The sequence below is a fragment of the Mucilaginibacter sp. L3T2-6 genome (assembly GCF_030519355.1).
Taxonomy (GTDB): domain Bacteria; phylum Bacteroidota; class Bacteroidia; order Sphingobacteriales; family Sphingobacteriaceae; genus Mucilaginibacter.
This window is the reverse complement of sequence record NZ_JAUMKC010000013.1, coordinates 119,711-136,766: the sequence shown is the minus strand read 5'-3', so window position 1 is coordinate 136,766 and position 17,056 is coordinate 119,711. Positions and strand designations below refer to the sequence as shown.

Sequence of the window (17,056 nt, the reverse complement as noted above, 5' to 3'; positions counted from 1 at the left end):
GTTAAATTATTTATCCCTTATTGTGAATTCGTAAATTATTTGGTGGTGATATGCTTCACCCGGATACAGCCTTGCAGATGGAAAGTGCGGATGATTGGGCGCATCAGGATAAAGCTGGCATTCCAGGCAAAGGCCGTCAAATGACCGGTATGGCTTACCCCAATGGCCGGGATAAACGCTTTCCAGGTAATCGCCGGTATAAAACATTAGTCCGGGGTAAGTGGTGTAGATATTCATCACCCTGCCGCTAGCCGGGTGCACAAGTATTGCCGCTTGTTTTAAGCCGGCGCCGCCGTCATTTAATATGTAATAATCGTTAAAACCTTTTATGCCGCATTCATGCATTTTTTTACCGATCACATCATCGCAAAATCTCTTTAATCCCGCACTAATTACCTGTCCGGTAGGAATATAACTTTTATCAGCTTCCAAAATCATATCCCCGTTTATGGTTAAGTGATGGTCAATCATGCTACCCGCCTTGCCAGAGAGATTAAAATAAGCATGGTTGGTAAAATTAGCTACGGTAGGTTTATCAGTCCCGGCAAGATAAGTTATTTTAAGCTGATCGCTATCCGTCCACTCATACACCATCTGCAAATCCAGTTTACCGGGAAAGCCGCCGTCACCATCGATACTGGTAAGCTTAAAGATTAGCGACTCGCCTGCTATTTCATAATCAAAAATACGAAAGTTAAAGCCGCTGCTCCCGCCATGATTGCTGTTGCCATTATCATTGGCTTCAAGCCGGTACTGTTTTCCATCCAATATGAAACGCGCGTTGGCTATCCGGTTTGCAAAGCGCCCGATAGTTGAACCTATATAACACGTATCATCAAGGTAGCCTTGTGGTTGGTTAAAACCCAGCACAACATTGCCCGGTTTGCCGCATCTGTCATGCACAACGATTGAAACAATCGCGGCGCCATAGTTAGTCAGTTCGGCATAACACCCGTTTTTATTCGTCAGCTTAAACAATACCAGTTCGCGTTCCTGCGAAGCGCCAAAACTTCTAAAAGTAATCATCGGGAATTATACCTTATCGACGGATCTAATTGATTTAGATAAAATTGCGGTTTTATAAAACCACATTAAATAGCGGAATTTATGAAATTGATGGATTATTTTACGATTAATGGTACCTTAGAATATGCAAATGAACCACGACACCAGGCTACAGGAAGGATTCAGCGGGCAGCGGCTTATGGTGCTTCCGCGAACGATAATTTCCGGTTTTTTAAGTACCGACCCAGTCACGAGGCACGTTTATATTACCGATATCGGCTATTATCCAAAAGCACGGCACCATTATGCAGAGCGTCCTGAAGGTATCGACCAGCACATAATTATCTATTGTACCGATGGCAGCGGCTGGTTGGAACTGGATGGCAAGGTTATAACACTTTCAGCATCCCAATTTATAGCGATACCAGCCTGGACAGCACACCGCTACGCAGCAGATAAGCTTAAGCCATGGACTATTTACTGGCTGCACTTTAAAGGCGATGCATCGGACTTTGTCGTCGACTTGATTCTGAAAAATTCTGAAGATTATAAACCGCACCTATCTTTTGATGACCACCGGGTAAAACTTTTTGACGAGATATGCCGGCATTTGGAGAAAGGCTATAGCGAAGATACATTACGCTATGTAAATATGATTTTCTCACATTTTTTGTCCTCGCTTATCTACGAAAACAAATTCAGCCGCGCAGAGCAGTCAGAAGATGACCTCTTAGCCAAAATCATTAGATACATGCAGAGCAAAATTAATTCGACGCTAAAACTTAATGAACTCGCCTCGTGTGTTAATCTCTCGCAGTCGCATTTTTCTGCTATATTCAAAGCTAAAACAGGGCATTCGCCCATCGAATATTTTAACCAGTTAAAAATTCAAAAAGCCTGCCAGTACCTTTCGTTCACCAACATGCCGGTCAAGGAAATTGCCCTTAACCTGGGCATAGCCGATCAGTATTATTTTTCGAGGATGTTTACCAGGATGATGGAAGTATCGCCAACTCTATACCGTGATAAAAACAGGGCATAGCACATTCAACAACAACAGCCTGGCCCACAGGCCGGGTCGGTTGTTTTTTCCTGGGGCTTACCCGCCTCCAGTTCTTCTGGGGTGGCAAGCCTGATGTTATCGATAATCACATCCATACTGTATGACTCCCCGTTTTCGATGGTAAATTCGAGGTATTTCCTATCGCCGCCCATTAATCCTTCAACACCTTTTTCCAATGGAGGCAAAATGTTGCCGGAACCATGCAGATAGTGCACCGGTGGGTGTTGCATAATATCTTCTACTGTCTCGCCAGCCTCGTTTTTCATTACAAAACGAAGAGATACCACCATATTTGCTTCTATCTTCATAACAATTTATAATATATCACATTTTTTCCGGTTTTATAGCTATTCAACTGATTCAGCATAGTCTTTAAGGCAGTTGCAGCTTTTGCAACTAAATAGACTTTCTCATTTGAAAAATTTAAACTCTTTTGCCTGAAATAAAAGTCTTATCAACCTTAATTGAGCCGTATACAATGTTCACCGAAGGTTTCCCCTGGTGAAGACTTACTGTACCGAACCCTGTTTCGGTCGAAAGAAAACTGGTAAAATCACCGATTTTCGAGTCGATGTGAAGGGTTTTATCTACAGCATCATAGCGAACGCCTGTTAAAGCCTGCAGATATCCGTAACTTGATAAAGCCCTGGCGTACCAGCTGCCGCATTCGTATTCGTTAAACGGATTACGGATCTTACCATCGTACCTGTCGCGTGAAGCTCTTACTATTTCCAGGCCTTCCTGTACCTTACCCATCAGCATCAGGTGCGATGCTACCTGGTGCTCAATCCCAGTCCACACTTCGTCGCTGTAAACAAACGGCAATGACAGTTTCCCCCCTTTCGGCCATGTACATAACAGTAAGCCGCCCTCATCGCCCAAAGCATACGTAGGTCGCTGCGGGTTGGCATGTTCGCTTAAATTAGTTTTTAAATTATATGTATGCACCGCCATAAGGTGGCTTTTTATCTTATCCGCATCGATGGTCTCCTGTACAGCACACATGCGGCCAATCCATGCGCCCAATATTCCATCTGATAAGCACCCTTTTCCATATTGATATTTAGGCCCCTCTTTTTCCATCAGTTCCTGTGCTTCTTTTGAGTAATCCCCTCCAAATGATTTTGCCGTAGCCGGATTCTTCGCATTCAGTCCCTTATAATTTATCTCCTGGATAAAATACTCTCCATCATATAGTTCGCTTTCTAACAATTTTTTTGCCCTTACCGCCAACTCCTCATATTTGTTCACATCTTGTTTTAAATGCCTGCCCATAGCGATCATAGCATTCAAAGCGCCAATATAAAAACTGGTGTGCATACCGTCGCCACCCCAAAATTCTATATCATAGGTATTATGGTGCGGTTCTTCTATTGCTCCCCGGTGTCTCGGGTCCCAGGTTGCGATGCAATAAACCAAGCTGGTTTTTACCATCGGGTACATTTTCTGCAACCATGTATCGTCGCCATGAATACGCCATTCCCGGTGAACTTTCATTATGCCGCCCAGTTGCCCGTCGGCCGCTGCATGAAAATCGTGTTTGGTAGGCTGTATGGGCAAGTTGGCCCTAAAAGTCTGATGTCCGTTAACATCCTGGCTTTCGCAAAACTCAGTATGCCTTAAACTTCTTTCAAGGGCGGGGAATAAATGCGGGATAGCCTGCGCATAATTCCAAACATGGGTGCATGAACCATGGCAGCAGCCATTATCATCAGCACAACCTTCATAACTCCATAATCTGCCATCGTATTGCCGCATTACCGTTGGCGACTTCAATATCGACAGATTCGACGCTACTGCTTCCATGACCTCGGGGGGCAGCGTTGATGAGAAAAAAGCATCTTTAAAAAGAGTAGATTTCTGTCTCAGGTCATCATAATTCTTCAGCCAATAACTGGCAACATCATCCACGCTGGCAAAACGGCTGCTATACCAGGGCTTGTAAAACTTACCGTTAAAGTCCTTATCATATTTATCCAGCCCAATGTCACCCGGAGAATTGCAACAGCCATCGGCGGGGGTGCAGTTTTCTTTACGCGTGCCCATCTCGCCAAATGTAAGCTCCGAGTCCGGTGTATACCAGGCCATCATTATCCTGATAGTCTTTTCCTTACCGGGCCCAAGCTTAAACGGAACGTACAAACTTGCACCCGGAGCATCGCTTGGAACCGGAGGATTAGCTTTTGTGTTACCGTTTTTAATTTCGTTCCAGGCCATAGTGACCGGGTCCCACCAGCCGCCGCGAAACCAGCAGTGGTCAACTATGGTATCTTTTTCATCTGTAAAGATCGCAAAGTCTGAACGCAAAGGCTTTTCCTTAGTACCTTTTTGCGTCATAACAAACCCATTTTTTAATGCGCTGATTTTGTCCTCACCTTTCCAGAATGCAAGAAAATTTTTTGTGTTGAAAGAGAATACAACTTCTGTTTCGGCATTTGCTGTATTGATAAATTGATATTCCATTGCGCCAACCGGCAGGCTGGAATTGTCATCGTCAGTTGGAATAAAAGGGCTCCAACCGGTGATTTGAACCTTCAACGGTAAATCGTCGTCCGAAATATCCAGGTATCCAAAAGGGAACTGTGCTTTAAAAGCTGCTCTATGAAAGCGAGGTAACCCGGTGGTAGCCCCGCCTGCCCCGTTTGCCGCGTCACGGAAGCCAAACTTCTTCCAGTCAGGTACCGGCCCTTCCAGTAGCTTTGCCCCGTTTTTTATTCCTTTCACACAAATTGCTGCAAACATTCCGGGCTCGTTAAAAATCTCAGGCTTGTTCCTTACTGACATATGCGAAATAGCGCCCGTCCCTTCCATACAAAACATTCCGGCTCCAAGCCCTCCTATCGGGAAAGCGACACGGTTAAGCTGCTGCCCCGTATAGGCACCGTTGTAGGCGCGCTTACCTGGTGTTACAGTTTGTTTAGCTTCAGTCCCCTCCTTTATTTCATCAGCGCTTTTAAAACTCAATGCGTTTAACGGCAGCACGGCAGCGGCACTGCCCAAGCCGACATTTTTCAAAAAATCCCTCCGGTCGGATTTATTCTTCATAAATAATCTTCAGTTAAATTGGCTGCTGGTAATTGGTTATATCATCAAAACTAATAAAATTTAACAGAGATAAAACTGTAATATCCACTCAAAAGCAACAGGGCCATGCCGGCAGCACTGCTTTAAAGTTTTACTTTTTTAAAGTATGTGTTCTCTGATAAACCAATATCGGCTTAAACGGTCCGAACTTATGCTGCCTTTCGCTGAAGGTGTCAATATAAGGTCCAAATGGTGCATCCACCGGTTTTTTTGAAAGGTTGATATAATCGTTGTGTTGGTCGCGGTGCGCCCGGGGCTGGCTATTAATAAAGGCGGCAACATTCCACGCCTCTTCATCGCTAAGCTGAGGCGTCTCGTAGGTAGCGCCCAAAGGCATATTATTTTTTACAAAACCGGCCAGGTTGCTTAATCGGTACATTCCGGCCCCATCACTATAACTATGCGGCCCCCAAAGTGGCGGATAGATATATGAGATTTTGTCAGCAGCCAGCAAACCCTGACCGTTGCCGCCATGACAGCTCTGGCACTTAGCCCTGTAAACCAGCCGTCCTTTTTCTGCATTGGCTGCGACATTTAAATAAGGCAGTTTCTCTGTAGCCTCACCAAAAAGTTTTGCATTCTTCTTTACATCTTTACCTACCCACCTCATGTAGTAAAGCATGGCCTGTATTTCTCCCGAGGCAGTGTCCGGCGATTTGCCGTTCAGGCTTCGGGTAAAACATTCTGCTATACGTTCGGCGGGTAGTTCAAGTTGTCCTGACCGGTTGCTTATTTTAGGATAGGTTGATATAAAGCTTGCAAAATTATTGCCGTATAGTCGCGTGCCGCCGTTTATATGACAATTCTGGCAATTCATTCCGTTGCTTAAGTGAGCGATAGTCCCCTTTGGCCCGAAATAAACTGCGGTGCGCATAATTAACTCCCTGCCATACTTAATCATTCTTCCCCGCTTGCCTGATGGGATAACGGAAGTATCTGGTGCATGCCATGCATCAAATGGAACTAATCTTTCAGGTAATAAATTATCATTTGCTGCAACAACCGCTGACTGGTCTGCGTCATTAGTAAAAATTAAACAGAAAAAAATAACAATCAAACACATTAAGGTACTCGCACGAACGATATAACCAGCCGTCTTAACGGCCTTGTCAAGATTATCGTTGGGACGCCCGTGATACATTAATAAAGTAAGATTTTTAAGTTACGGCTTATGAAAACTGGTGGAAGTTAGCAAATTCCCGGCAAACTCCCGCCTGTTATTTATACGCACAAATCGCCGCTAATCGTATCGTCAAGGGGATTTTCGTAACGAACATGGTACAATAAATCTCTGATCCGCATAGCTTTTTCATTTAATTTTAACAATATATTTATCATGCCTTTCTAAGCACGCAATTTAATTGCTGTTGCAGTTAACTATTCCGAATCAATCGTTCTTTACCGTCCTGCTCTTAATTCACTAAATTTTTACTCTTTACCCCAATCCCATTCTATGAGAAAAAAATTTTACTTTCAAAAATTTACTTCCTGTTTAAAAAGTCTGATCGCACTGGCAGCGATGACATTAATGTTCAGCAATTTAGCGCTGGCACAGGGAACGGCTGTAACGGTAACCGGTAAAGTAACCGACAGCCAGACAAACGAAACACTGCCTGGCGTTTCCGTAGGCGTTAAAGGCACTACTAATGGTGTGGTCACAGATGCCAACGGTGGTTATTCAATTATAGCCGACGGCTCGGCGACGCTGGTTTTTAAATACATCGGATACAGTACGGCTGAAGTACCCATAAGCGGTAAAACCACCATTAACGTGAAGCTGGCGCCTTCCGCCGAACAATTAAAAGACGTAGTGGTAACAGCGCTGAATATTAAAAAAGAACGGCGCGCCTTAGGCTACTCTGTCACTGAAGTGAAGGGTTCTTCGCTTACCGAAGCACGAGAGACCAACTTCGTGAATAGTCTTGAAGGACGCGTAGCGGGTGTTAACGTTAGTAATGTAGCAACAGGTCCTGGCGGTTCGGCAAACGTCATTATCCGTGGTATCTCAGACATCACAGGTTCAAACCAGCCGTTATATGTAATTGATGGTATCCCGATGCAAAACACCAACTATCGCCAGACAGACGTGGGCGGAGGTTATGGCGGCGCCGACGGCGGCGATGGAACAATCAACGTTAACCCTGACGATATCGAAAATATTTCGATATTAAAAGGAGCTGCGGCAACAGCTCTATATGGATACCGCGGCAGCAAAGGTGTAATCCTAATTACCACTAAATCGGGTAAAAATGCTAAAGGTTTGGGGGTTGAAATCAATTCCAATTATGTTATCGAGAGTGTAATAGATAACACCGACTGGCAAAAAGTTTACGGTCAGGGCTCAGCCGGCAATAAGCCCGCCAGCGGCGACGAGGCTTTTGAGCTTGGCCTTTCAAGCTGGGGGCCTAAGCTCGATGGCACGCCGGTTTTTCAGTTCGACGGGGTTGAGCGTCCATATTCGGCTGTAACAGGCAATATGAAACGCTTTTACAAAAACGGCGCGGCAAGGACCAATGCTGTTTCATTTAGTAAAACCCTTGGCGATGACGGCAGCCTGCGCTTCTCTGCAAGCGACCTGGATAACAAGAGCATTATCCCTAATGCGGGTTACAAGCAGCAATCGTTCTCGTTATCCACCAATTACAAACTCGATAAGCACCTCGATCTGCAATTAAAAGCACAATATATTAATGCTTTTACGCATAACCGCCCAAGTGTGTCAGACGCTGCGGGCAGCTTAAATTTTGCACCGATGTTTTTACCGGCGAACGTGAATATTAATTCACTGTATCCCGGCTATAAGGCCGACGGTTCGGAAAACCAGTTCCTGGATGACGCATACACGACCAACCCCTACTTTGTAGCTTACAAGTTTATCAATAATACCAGCCGTAACCGTTTTATCGGCTCGGCCGACGCAAAATACACGTTTGATAACGGTCTTTATCTTGAATTCCGTGTGGGCGAGGATTATTTCGCTGACAGAAATATTATCGTAACACCCAACGGCACCGCTTATCAGCCAGACGGCGCCATGACGGACGAGAATATTAAATCGACTGAATTGAATATGGATGCCATAATCGGCAAGAACTTTAAGATAAACAAAGACTTCGGCCTGAACGTACTGGCCGGCGTCAACTCGCGCAGGCAGGTAACTGACCAGTTAGACGCCACGGGTAATACATTCCAAACTCCATACCTGTACACTGTGGGTAACCTGGCCAGCCCGACGGAATATTCAAGCAATCCTGTAGTGGTCAATAAGTCTGTCTACAGTACTTTAGACTTTTCGTACAAAAACTTCCTTTACCTGACCGCTACCGGCCGTAACGACTGGTACTCTACGCTTGCGCCGGGTAAAACCAATTATTTCTACCCGTCACTGAGCGGCTCCTTTGTAATTTCTGAACTGTTGCACGCCCAATGGCTCGATTTGGGCAAACTAAGGTTAGGCTATGCTAATGTCGGCGGCGAAGCTGATTCGCCTTACCAAACCCTGCTGGGGTACAATAACGTGGGTAACCTGAGCGGCCACGCTATCGGCAATATTGCCAACGGGGGCACGGTGCCCAATAATGCCCTGGAACCCTCCTCTGCAAAAGAGTTTGAAATTGGCGCCGAGATCGCCATGTTTAAAAACAGGCTGCATTTTGATGTGTCGTACTATGATAAAAAGATCAGCAAGGAGGTGATCCCCGCGGTAACTTCAAAAACTTCGGGCTATGACGCGGTTTTGCTGAACTCAGGAGAGATAGAGAATAAAGGCATCGAGTTTCTGGTATCAGGTACGCCTGTTAAAACCCAGAACTTCAGTTGGACTGAAACATTAAATATCTCTTATAACGACAATAAAGTATTGTCCCTGTCGAACGGATCAAGCAACTATCCCCTGGGTTACTCACGGGCTGGCGAGGATGAGGGTGTCGGTATAGCTTACATGTCGCAGGTGGTCGGAAAATCTGCCTACCAGATATTTGCGCTCGACCCTGCCCGCAATGCCTCGGGTAAGCCTGTTATCGATCCGGCTACCGGCGCGCCCGACCCAAGTTTGGCTACTTATAAAGACTTAGGCTCCGGCATTAGCCCCCTTACTACCGGTTTAACTACCGACTTGCACTACAAGCACATCAATCTGTCTGTACTTGTTGACGGTAAATGGGGTGGCAAAATATTTTCAGGTACAAACTACTATGGGTACCTGTTTGGTTTAAGCAAGGAAACCTTACCGGGCCGCGACATTAAATACGGAACAGAAGAACTGAATCCCCAGGATTATTACGCAGCTATGAGCAACAACGGTTCGATGTTTTTATACAATGCCAGCTTTATTAAATTAAGGCAAGTAGTATTAGGTTACACTTTCCCGGCAGCAATGTTCAAAAATAAGATACAGGGAATCACCATCAGTGCTGTTGCCCGTAACTTGTGGACCATCATGAAGCATACTCCGAATATCGACCCTGAGTCAAACTATTCGAACGGGCCGCAGGGTATCGAGCAGGCTACAGTGCCTTATACCCGCACATTCGGTTTAAACCTTAACGTGAAATTTTAAGAAGGTTATTGAAATAGATAATAAAACCCTTAATATGAAATTACAATCCATATATATAGTTGCAGGAGCCCTGATCGCCATGACATTTGCTTCATGTAAAAAGGACCTGATCAAAACAAATACAGATCCGAACTCGGTATCCGTCGGCGTATTTGACCCAAACAATATTTTAACGGCCACACAACTTTATTATACCGGCAGTACCGACAATGCTATTGAGGTTGAGGAAACTGAAATACAAGGTGCAGGCTGCATGATACAGCACTGGGCCTCCACATCGGGTTACTATTTTGGTGATAAATACACCGGCCCGCCAACCAGCGGCGGTTGGGGCTCATTTTTCGATCACACTTACAACTCGACCATAAAATACGCCGTCGATCTTTACACTACAACCAGCGGTAAACCTCAGTATAAAAATCTGCACCAGATAGCCCGGATAATGAAGGCGATGGCCTTTGAACGGATAACCGATGTTTATGGCGACGTTCCTTATTTTGATGCAGGTAAAGCCTATACCAAAGGCATTTATTTTCCTAAATACGACAAGCAAAAGGATATCTATGCCGATTTGTTGAAAGAGGTTGAACAGGCAACCGATAGTCTGGACGAAAATGCAGACAAACCACAGGGTGATGTGTTTTATTCGCATGCGGATGACCAAATCGCTTCATGGAAAAGGTTTGGCAACACCTTGCTGCTGCGTATGGCCATGCGTTTAACCAAGGTGGATCCTAATACCGCAAAAGCTTATGTAACTAAAGTTCAGGGTAAAACCATGCAAAGCAATGATGATAATGCGATTGTGCCCCACGGCACCAACGACCCGCTTACTATCAACAGGATTTATCGTGGTATCGGCGAGGATGGCGACATACAACTGTCAGGTCAGATCAGTAAAACCTTTGTCGACTTTTTAAAGGAAAATGGTGACCCGCGCCTGCCTGTATTATCTTACGTTTATCCGGATGGCTTTACTCCCGGTGATGATCCGTCGGGCGGTTCATCAGACCCTGCCGATCAAAATGGCTTACCAAATGGTTACGACGGCGGAAATACCGCTCATGGTATATTAAGTTACCCGGGCTACCTTGGCAATTTGAATCTCTATTCACGCCCCAGCCCCGTGATATTTAATGCTACAGCCCCTACCCTGGTTTTGACCTATGCAGAATCAGAATTTTTATTGGCTGATGCTGCCAAACGCTGGGGCATTGGCGACGCCGGAGATCACTACAATAATGGCGTAATGGCCGCTATGACGCAATATGCAATTTTTGGCGACGGCGGTGTGGTTGATGAAGGTGATGCCCAAGCTTACCTTGATGCACATCCCTATGACGATTCACGCGGTTTGGAAATGATAAATACCCAGTTTTGGGTTTGTACATTCTTTAATGAGTATGAGGCATGGGCAAATTACCGGCGTACCGGTTTTCCGGCTTTGGTACCGGTTACTTACACCGGCAGCCAGTCTCCGGGCGCTATTCCGCGCAGAATGTATTATTCACAGATTGACAAACAGGTGAACACCGCTAACTACAATGCAGCTGTAGCAGGCATACCCGGTGGCGACAAAGTAACGAGCCGCATGTGGTGGGATGCGCAATAGCGCTTTAAATTTCAAATCCATGGTCTAAAACCTGGGGGTTTGCCGCGAATACAGGAAAGCCGCCTTCTGAGTCAGAGGGGCCGGCTTTTTTGTGTTCAGGTCTTTTAGACAATAACGACGGTAAATGATTTATAAGCTGTAATTTGGCGGCCTATGGATGAGCTATTGGCAATATAATCAGTGATCTTGCTTTAGATCACTGGCTCAGGATTGAGACTTATGAATATTTAACATTTTTTAAGATTTAATATTGATACTTTTGCATTCCTTTACACGTTTGCTAAACCGGCTGACGGATTAAAGGGTTAACATAAAAAACTGGAAACGCTGCTTACACGATAAAATGAAAAAAACGCTTACACTACTTTCTATCATTACACTTATTTCTTTCTACGCCAAAGCACAAGATGATGAACCTAAAGAATATGTAAAAAGCTACCTGGCGCTTACAGGCGGTTTTTCGAACCCAATGGGCGATTTTGCCAATAAAACTTATGAGAATTATAAGTCGGGCTTTGCCAAACGCGGGGTAGTTGTAGGTTTTGAAACAGGAATATATGTATATAAAAACCTGGGCATAGGCGCCACCTTTTCGTTCCAGGACCAGGGAGAATATACCATTCCAGAAGTACAGGCGCTTGCCAACGGTTATAACAAAATACTTAAGGTTAACTCAACGCTGGTACAGGCCGTGGGCCGCTACCACAGTCTAAACTTCCTGCTGGGGCCGCAATACTCCTTTCAGTACAAAAAATTCATCCTGGACCTGCGTGCCGATGGCGGCTTTATAAAAAGCACATCAACACCTGTGATCACCATCTTTGTTTCTAATACCAACAATAGCTCACAAACCATTACGCAACAGAATTCTAAAAGCATGGTGTTTGCCTACGGTGGCGCTGCTGCCCTGCGCTGGGAATTTGCTGAGGGATGGGATATTGGCCTGCATTTTAACTATGTTAAATCTGATGGCTTAAAGATTTCAAATACGGGCGACATTTCTGCGCTTCAAGGAACCGGCCGTTTGGTGACCAAACAACCTATCACCGTCCTGCAATCAACATTTGCCATCGCTGTTCATTTTTAGTAACTCAACAATCTGAAATAAAAAGCAGCTCCAAGGCTGCTTTTTTTATGTTTAGAACCGCCGTAGGATGTTAAATTTTCATTAAATCGATCATTATAAAGCATAAAACTTTTGACATTAAGTTTTTTCTTATAATTTTAACCAGCCCGATAATTAAACAATTGAAAAGGTTAACAGCCATAGCTTTACTTGGCCTGCAGGTGTTCACCATTTGCGGGCACCTGGTTCTGTACCATTACTTTGTTTATAAATCAGAAAAAGAGCTTAGTACGCGCATACTCAATAATGAGTATACAGAACGCGACCTTGTTGAGGTGAAGATTCCTGCGCATACTGCGATAACTCAAAGCTGGACCGAATACCAATACATCAATGGCCAGATTCAATTTAAAAACACTTGCTATGACTACGTGAAGGTGAAATTGACAGCCGACACAATTTACCTGGCCTGCCTGCCGAACCGTGAAAAGACCCGGCTCTTTAATCAAAATATTATCAACGCTAAAGTTATCGACGATGCACCTGTAAATAAAAAACAGCAGGTGCCTTTCGGTAAAGGTATCGACCTGGGGAAGTATAACTACACTTTAGTATTATATCAATTTTCATCTCCGGTAATCGTACTGAACCTGGGCAACACATTCCCTGTGCCTTGTATCAGCAATCGTTGTATCGCCATTCCGCTTCAACCCCCAAAAATGTTTTGTTAATCTCACCTGTTTACCGACATTTTTATTAACCCTTCCTTTTTCGGGGAGTTGATTTACTTAAATGATGAATTTAAACATTCAACAAAAACTACATTATACGCTGCGTTTAGCCGTTGCCATGTGTTTTATAGGCCACGGCTCTTTCGGAATTATTACCAAAGAAATATGGTGCAACTACTTCGCTGTTTTTGGTATTAATAAATCCCTGGCCTACCAATTAATGCCCTGGCTGGGCGGCTTGGACATTGCCTTTGGTTTCATTATGCTGATCTATCCCATGCGGGTTATACCGCTTTGGCTGGCGGCGTGGGGCATAGTTACTGCCATGTTACGCCCGTTATCCGGCGAGCCATTTGCCGAATTTATTGAGCGGGCAGGAAATTTCGGCGCTCCGTTGGCATTATTAATAGTTTCCGGCCGTGTAAATTTTGAAAATCTATTTAGACCTATCAATCCAAATACAGAAACGCCGGCTAATCTTTTACCAAAAGCTATTAATTGTTTAAAAGTGGTAGTATTTCTGCTGCTCGCGGGTCATGGCTGGCTTAACCTGATTGAAAAGAAAGGCTTGATAGAGCAATACGCCTCGTTTGGATTCAGTAATCCTGTTATTGCAGCACACGTGGTTGGCGCATTTGAGGTGGCAGCCGCAGCATCCGTTCTGATAAAACCTATACGCCCGGTAATACTACTATTTTTCGTTTGGAAAATGGCCAGCGAGCTATTTTACCCGCATTGGGAAGCTTTTGAATGGATTGAACGCGGCGGCAGCTATGGGTGTTTGCTTGCACTGTGGTTTGCTTTAGGAAAAAAGAGAGACCTATTACAAAGCGTCAATAATCTGCGAACCGCGTGATTTACCGATAGTTCCAGGGCCTGTAGTCTATAGGCCCTGAAACTATCGACTTTAGATCCAGACTTACTCGCAGGGCGGTTCATTAGTGATTACCTTTTTCTCAATACGCTTATCAGGTATAAACCATACGCAAGCAACCACTATGTATAAACTGAAGCTTAGCATTGGATAAAAAAAAGAAACAGCTATTGCAGTTATATAAATACCGATAGAGATTTTGCCTTTCCAGTCTTCATTAATGGCTTCGGCCAATAAGGAGTCCTTACCCATGTGGCGTATTAAAGTAAGCATTAAAATGGTGTATGCCAGGGCATTCATTAATAAGATGATACCATAGCAGGTCACCGGCCATTGCGCAAAGTGGTTTTCGCCCATCCAGGCTGTAACAAAAGGCACTAGTGAAAGCCAGAAAAGCAAGTGCATATTGGCCCATAAAACCGCGCCATTTATCGATTTTACCACCTGCAGCATATGGTGATGATTATTCCAGTAGATGCCTACATAAACAAAGCTAAGCACGTAGCTGAATAGCACCGGTAGCAGTTCGCGTAATGATTGAATACTGGCATCTTTGGGGATTTTGAGCTCCAGCACCATAATGGTGATAATAATAGCAATTACCCCATCGCTGAAAGCCTCTAAACGTCCTTTTTCCATAGTTCCAAAATAGTTATTTAAGCATTAAGCGAAAAGCAGAAAGATTAAAGCGTCTATTACAAAGCAAAACAAACATAACTATCCCCCGACTTATTGCCGATTTTACCGCCGCCGCAAGCAATCACCACGTATTGCTTACCATTAACCGCATAAGTTGCAGGGGTGGCAAACCCTGCGGCAGGCAGTTTGGCTTCCCAAAGCTGTTTACCCGTCTTTTTATCAAAGGCCCGGATTTTTTCGTCCTTTGTCGCCGCTACAAATATCAATCCGCCTTTGGTTACCAGCGGACCGCCATATAATTCGGTACCGGTTACCGGAATTCCCTTTTTAGTAAGTTCCGGGTATTCGCCAAGCGGCACTTTCCAAAGGGTTTTTCCGGTATTTAAATCGGTTGCGCTTAACGAGCCCCAGGGGGGTGTTATGCCAGGATAGCCATCTTTATCCAAAAATCGGTTATACCCATTCATTAAATAAGGGACTGCATTTTGTTTTGCAACCGTCGGCGGCGGTTCCTTCGCGGGGTGATTGGTGGCAGGTTCCTTTTCAGGCAACTTTAAGAGGAAGGCCAGCAACTTCTTCTTATCCTCTGCGGAAATCTGTTTGAAAGAAGGCATCATGTTCCGGCCATTCTCAATAATCTTGCTTACCTGGTCTTCGGAATATTTTTTACCAATATTCACCAGCGAAGGGTACGATGTGCCGTTCCCTTTCAATTCACCGCCGTGGCAACCGATACAATATTGATTATAGACAGCATGGCCCATTCCCTTCAAGGAATGATCATCAGTGTTTTTTGGGACATCGATCATTACCTGGGCCCATGGCATTTCGCTGTTGCTAATATACATTATACCGTCCGGGTCGACCGCCGCCCCTCCCCATTCACCGCCACCGTCAAAACCGGGAAAAATCCAGTCGCCATCCTTACTTGGCGGAGTAAACATCACATTGTACTTTACCTTTTTGTATTTAGCGAGCATATCTGAGTGCGTTTCGGGGCTGATGTTGGTTACGTCTTCAGGTCTGAAATACTGGCGGGCGAAAGGCTGCGGCAAAGTTGGTATCGGCTGTGTGGGCCAAACATCTTCGCCGGGCAGAGCATTTTGCGGCACAGATTTTTCTTCAATCGGAAATATTGGCTTGCCGTTAGTCCGGTCGAACATAAAAATAAAGCCGTGCTTCGTAATTTGCGCTACTGCATCAACGGTTCTGCCGTTATGTTTGATGGCGACCAGGTTAGGGTTGGCCGCTAAATCCCTATCCCACAAATCATGGTGTATAACCTGGTAATGCCAGATATACTTGCCGGTGGCCGCGTCAAGCGCAACTAATGAGTTGGCATAAAGATTAGCCCCTTTACGGTTAGCTCCGTAAAAATCGCCGCCTATTGAACCAATTGGAATATAGACTATTCCGCGCTTCTCATCGAGCGCCATACCCGCCCAGTTATTTGCCCCACCCAACCGCTGCCAGGCATTTTTGTCCGGCCATGTTTCATAATTTTTTTCGCCGGGATGCGGTATGGTATGAAAAATCCATTTAAGCTTACCTGTAAGTACATCGTAGGCCCGTACATGTCCGGGCGCTGCGTCTTCCGATTCATCCACGCGCGTGCCCACAATTAAAACGTTCTTATAGATAACACCCGGTGTAGTGCCGGATACGAACGACGAGGTCTGTCTCCCGAGATCTTTAGTCAAATCCAGGTATCCGCCATTGCCAAAGTTTTTCACCGGCTCACCCGTTTCAGCGTCAATGGCAAAAGTTTTTGATCCTACACTATAAAAAATACGCTTGTTATTTCTCTTGTCATCTTCCCAATATAACACGCCTCTGCACACTTTATAATATGCCAGCGGGTCGTTCTTTTTCGAAGTATCCTGAGTTGCCGGGTCGAACATCCATTTTTTTACGCCAGTTGCGGCATCTAAAGCAAACAACTTCAGCTTCGGACTGGTGGCGTACATTATCCCATCAACTATTATTGGGTTGCATTGGTTCTGGCTGCGGTTAGCACTGTCCTTATCATTTGAACTAAATGTCCAGGCGATTTTTAATTGAGCAACATTTTTGGGGGTTATCTCATCGTTTGCAGAATACCGGTTGCCTTCCTTTGATCCAGCATAAGTCCGCCATTCGGTGGCGGCGGTGCCTTGATGTTGTTTGCAGGAAGATAAGATGCCGGCGGCAAGTAAAAGATACAAAGGAATAGTTAACTTCATTTGATAAAACTGGCTTGGGGTTTATCCAATAAAACTAATCATATCCAATTTAAAATTGGTAATAACAAATTATTTCGTTGCAGACGGGCAATAGTTTCTGCTTTTTTTGGCACCATACCTGGCAGATGAAATGGTTGGTGACCGTTTACCCGTGCCTCAAATGTTTTTGCTGTCCAAATAAAAAATGCCGGATCACATGTGC

The 17,056-nt window shown here is 44.8% G+C and carries 12 protein-coding genes; 6 read left to right on the top strand and 6 right to left on the bottom strand.

The window, feature by feature from the left end; genetic code table 11:
* Positions 1-6: 6 nt before the first annotated feature.
* Positions 7-1,026 (bottom strand): aldose epimerase family protein, encoded by a 1,020-nt coding sequence (locus Q3W13_RS15445; RefSeq protein ID WP_302865231.1) that lies wholly within the window; start codon positions 1,024-1,026, stop codon positions 7-9.
* Between the two features lie 130 nt (positions 1,027-1,156).
* Here Q3W13_RS15445 and Q3W13_RS15440 point away from each other — a divergent pair, with 130 nt between their 5' ends.
* A complete protein-coding gene (locus tag Q3W13_RS15440; RefSeq protein WP_302865229.1) occupies positions 1,157-2,047 on the top strand; it encodes an AraC family transcriptional regulator in 891 nt (296 codons plus the stop codon).
* Between the two features lie 5 nt (positions 2,048-2,052).
* On the opposite strand, the gene Q3W13_RS15435 is transcribed toward Q3W13_RS15440, so the two are convergent.
* The 3 genes from Q3W13_RS15435 to Q3W13_RS15425 all read right to left on the bottom strand — a co-directional run bounded on the left by Q3W13_RS15435 (position 2,053) and on the right by Q3W13_RS15425 (position 6,293).
* Positions 2,053-2,376: a hypothetical protein gene (locus Q3W13_RS15435; protein WP_302865227.1), complete on the bottom strand. Its 324-nt coding sequence runs from the start codon at positions 2,374-2,376 to the stop codon at positions 2,053-2,055.
* A gap of 115 nt (positions 2,377-2,491) precedes the next feature.
* Positions 2,492-5,113 (bottom strand): GH116 family glycosyl hydrolase, encoded by a 2,622-nt coding sequence (locus Q3W13_RS15430; protein WP_302865226.1) that lies wholly within the window; start codon positions 5,111-5,113, stop codon positions 2,492-2,494.
* A gap of 130 nt (positions 5,114-5,243) precedes the next feature.
* Positions 5,244-6,293 (bottom strand): c-type cytochrome, encoded by a 1,050-nt coding sequence (locus Q3W13_RS15425; protein ID WP_302865224.1) that lies wholly within the window; start codon positions 6,291-6,293, stop codon positions 5,244-5,246.
* 312 nt (positions 6,294-6,605) lie between these two features.
* On the opposite strand from Q3W13_RS15425, the gene Q3W13_RS15420 reads away from it, so the two are divergent.
* From Q3W13_RS15420 to Q3W13_RS15400, 5 genes are all read left to right on the top strand, one after another.
* Positions 6,606-9,710 (top strand): SusC/RagA family TonB-linked outer membrane protein, encoded by a 3,105-nt coding sequence (locus Q3W13_RS15420; protein WP_302865222.1) that lies wholly within the window; start codon positions 6,606-6,608, stop codon positions 9,708-9,710.
* A 34-nt stretch (positions 9,711-9,744) separates the two neighbouring features.
* Positions 9,745-11,322 carry a SusD/RagB family nutrient-binding outer membrane lipoprotein gene (locus Q3W13_RS15415; RefSeq protein ID WP_302865220.1) on the top strand — a complete coding sequence of 526 codons (1,578 nt, stop codon included), beginning with the start codon at positions 9,745-9,747 and terminating at the stop codon, positions 11,320-11,322.
* Between the two features lie 343 nt (positions 11,323-11,665).
* Positions 11,666-12,409, top strand: coding sequence for a hypothetical protein (locus Q3W13_RS15410; protein ID WP_302865218.1), 744 nt, complete (start codon positions 11,666-11,668; stop codon positions 12,407-12,409).
* A 161-nt stretch (positions 12,410-12,570) separates the two neighbouring features.
* Complete coding sequence (locus Q3W13_RS15405; RefSeq protein ID WP_302865214.1) at positions 12,571-13,119, top strand: hypothetical protein; 549 nt, start codon at positions 12,571-12,573, stop codon at positions 13,117-13,119.
* A gap of 61 nt (positions 13,120-13,180) precedes the next feature.
* Positions 13,181-13,975, top strand: a complete 795-nt coding sequence (locus Q3W13_RS15400) for a hypothetical protein (protein WP_302865213.1) — start codon at positions 13,181-13,183, stop codon at positions 13,973-13,975.
* A gap of 63 nt (positions 13,976-14,038) precedes the next feature.
* On the opposite strand, the gene Q3W13_RS15395 is transcribed toward Q3W13_RS15400, so the two are convergent.
* Entirely contained in the window at positions 14,039-14,632 is a 594-nt protein-coding gene (locus Q3W13_RS15395; protein ID WP_302865211.1) for a TMEM175 family protein, read from the bottom strand.
* Positions 14,633-14,688: 56 nt separating this feature from the next.
* A complete protein-coding gene (locus Q3W13_RS15390; RefSeq protein WP_302865209.1) occupies positions 14,689-16,854 on the bottom strand; it encodes a PQQ-binding-like beta-propeller repeat protein in 2,166 nt (721 codons plus the stop codon).
* Between the last annotated feature and the right edge of the window lie 202 nt (positions 16,855-17,056).

Bases quoted from the DNA above. Each gene is read 5' to 3' on its own strand.
- Q3W13_RS15430 (WP_302865226.1), bottom strand. From the start codon at position 5,113: ATGAAGAATAAATCCGACCGGAGGGATTTTTTGAAAAATGTCGGCTTG.
- Q3W13_RS15420 (WP_302865222.1), top strand. From the start codon at position 6,606: ATGAGAAAAAAATTTTACTTTCAAAAATTTACTTCCTGTTTAAAAAGT.
- Q3W13_RS15390 (WP_302865209.1), bottom strand. From the start codon at position 16,854: ATGAAGTTAACTATTCCTTTGTATCTTTTACTTGCCGCCGGCATCTTA.
- Q3W13_RS15415 (WP_302865220.1), top strand. From the start codon at position 9,745: ATGAAATTACAATCCATATATATAGTTGCAGGAGCCCTGATCGCCATG.
- Q3W13_RS15400 (WP_302865213.1), top strand. From the start codon at position 13,181: ATGATGAATTTAAACATTCAACAAAAACTACATTATACGCTGCGTTTA.
- Q3W13_RS15425 (WP_302865224.1), bottom strand. From the start codon at position 6,293: ATGTATCACGGGCGTCCCAACGATAATCTTGACAAGGCCGTTAAGACG.
- Q3W13_RS15445 (WP_302865231.1), bottom strand. From the start codon at position 1,026: ATGATTACTTTTAGAAGTTTTGGCGCTTCGCAGGAACGCGAACTGGTA.
- Q3W13_RS15435 (WP_302865227.1), bottom strand. From the start codon at position 2,376: ATGAAGATAGAAGCAAATATGGTGGTATCTCTTCGTTTTGTAATGAAA.
- Q3W13_RS15395 (WP_302865211.1), bottom strand. From the start codon at position 14,632: ATGGAAAAAGGACGTTTAGAGGCTTTCAGCGATGGGGTAATTGCTATT.
- Q3W13_RS15410 (WP_302865218.1), top strand. From the start codon at position 11,666: ATGAAAAAAACGCTTACACTACTTTCTATCATTACACTTATTTCTTTC.
- Q3W13_RS15440 (WP_302865229.1), top strand. From the start codon at position 1,157: ATGAACCACGACACCAGGCTACAGGAAGGATTCAGCGGGCAGCGGCTT.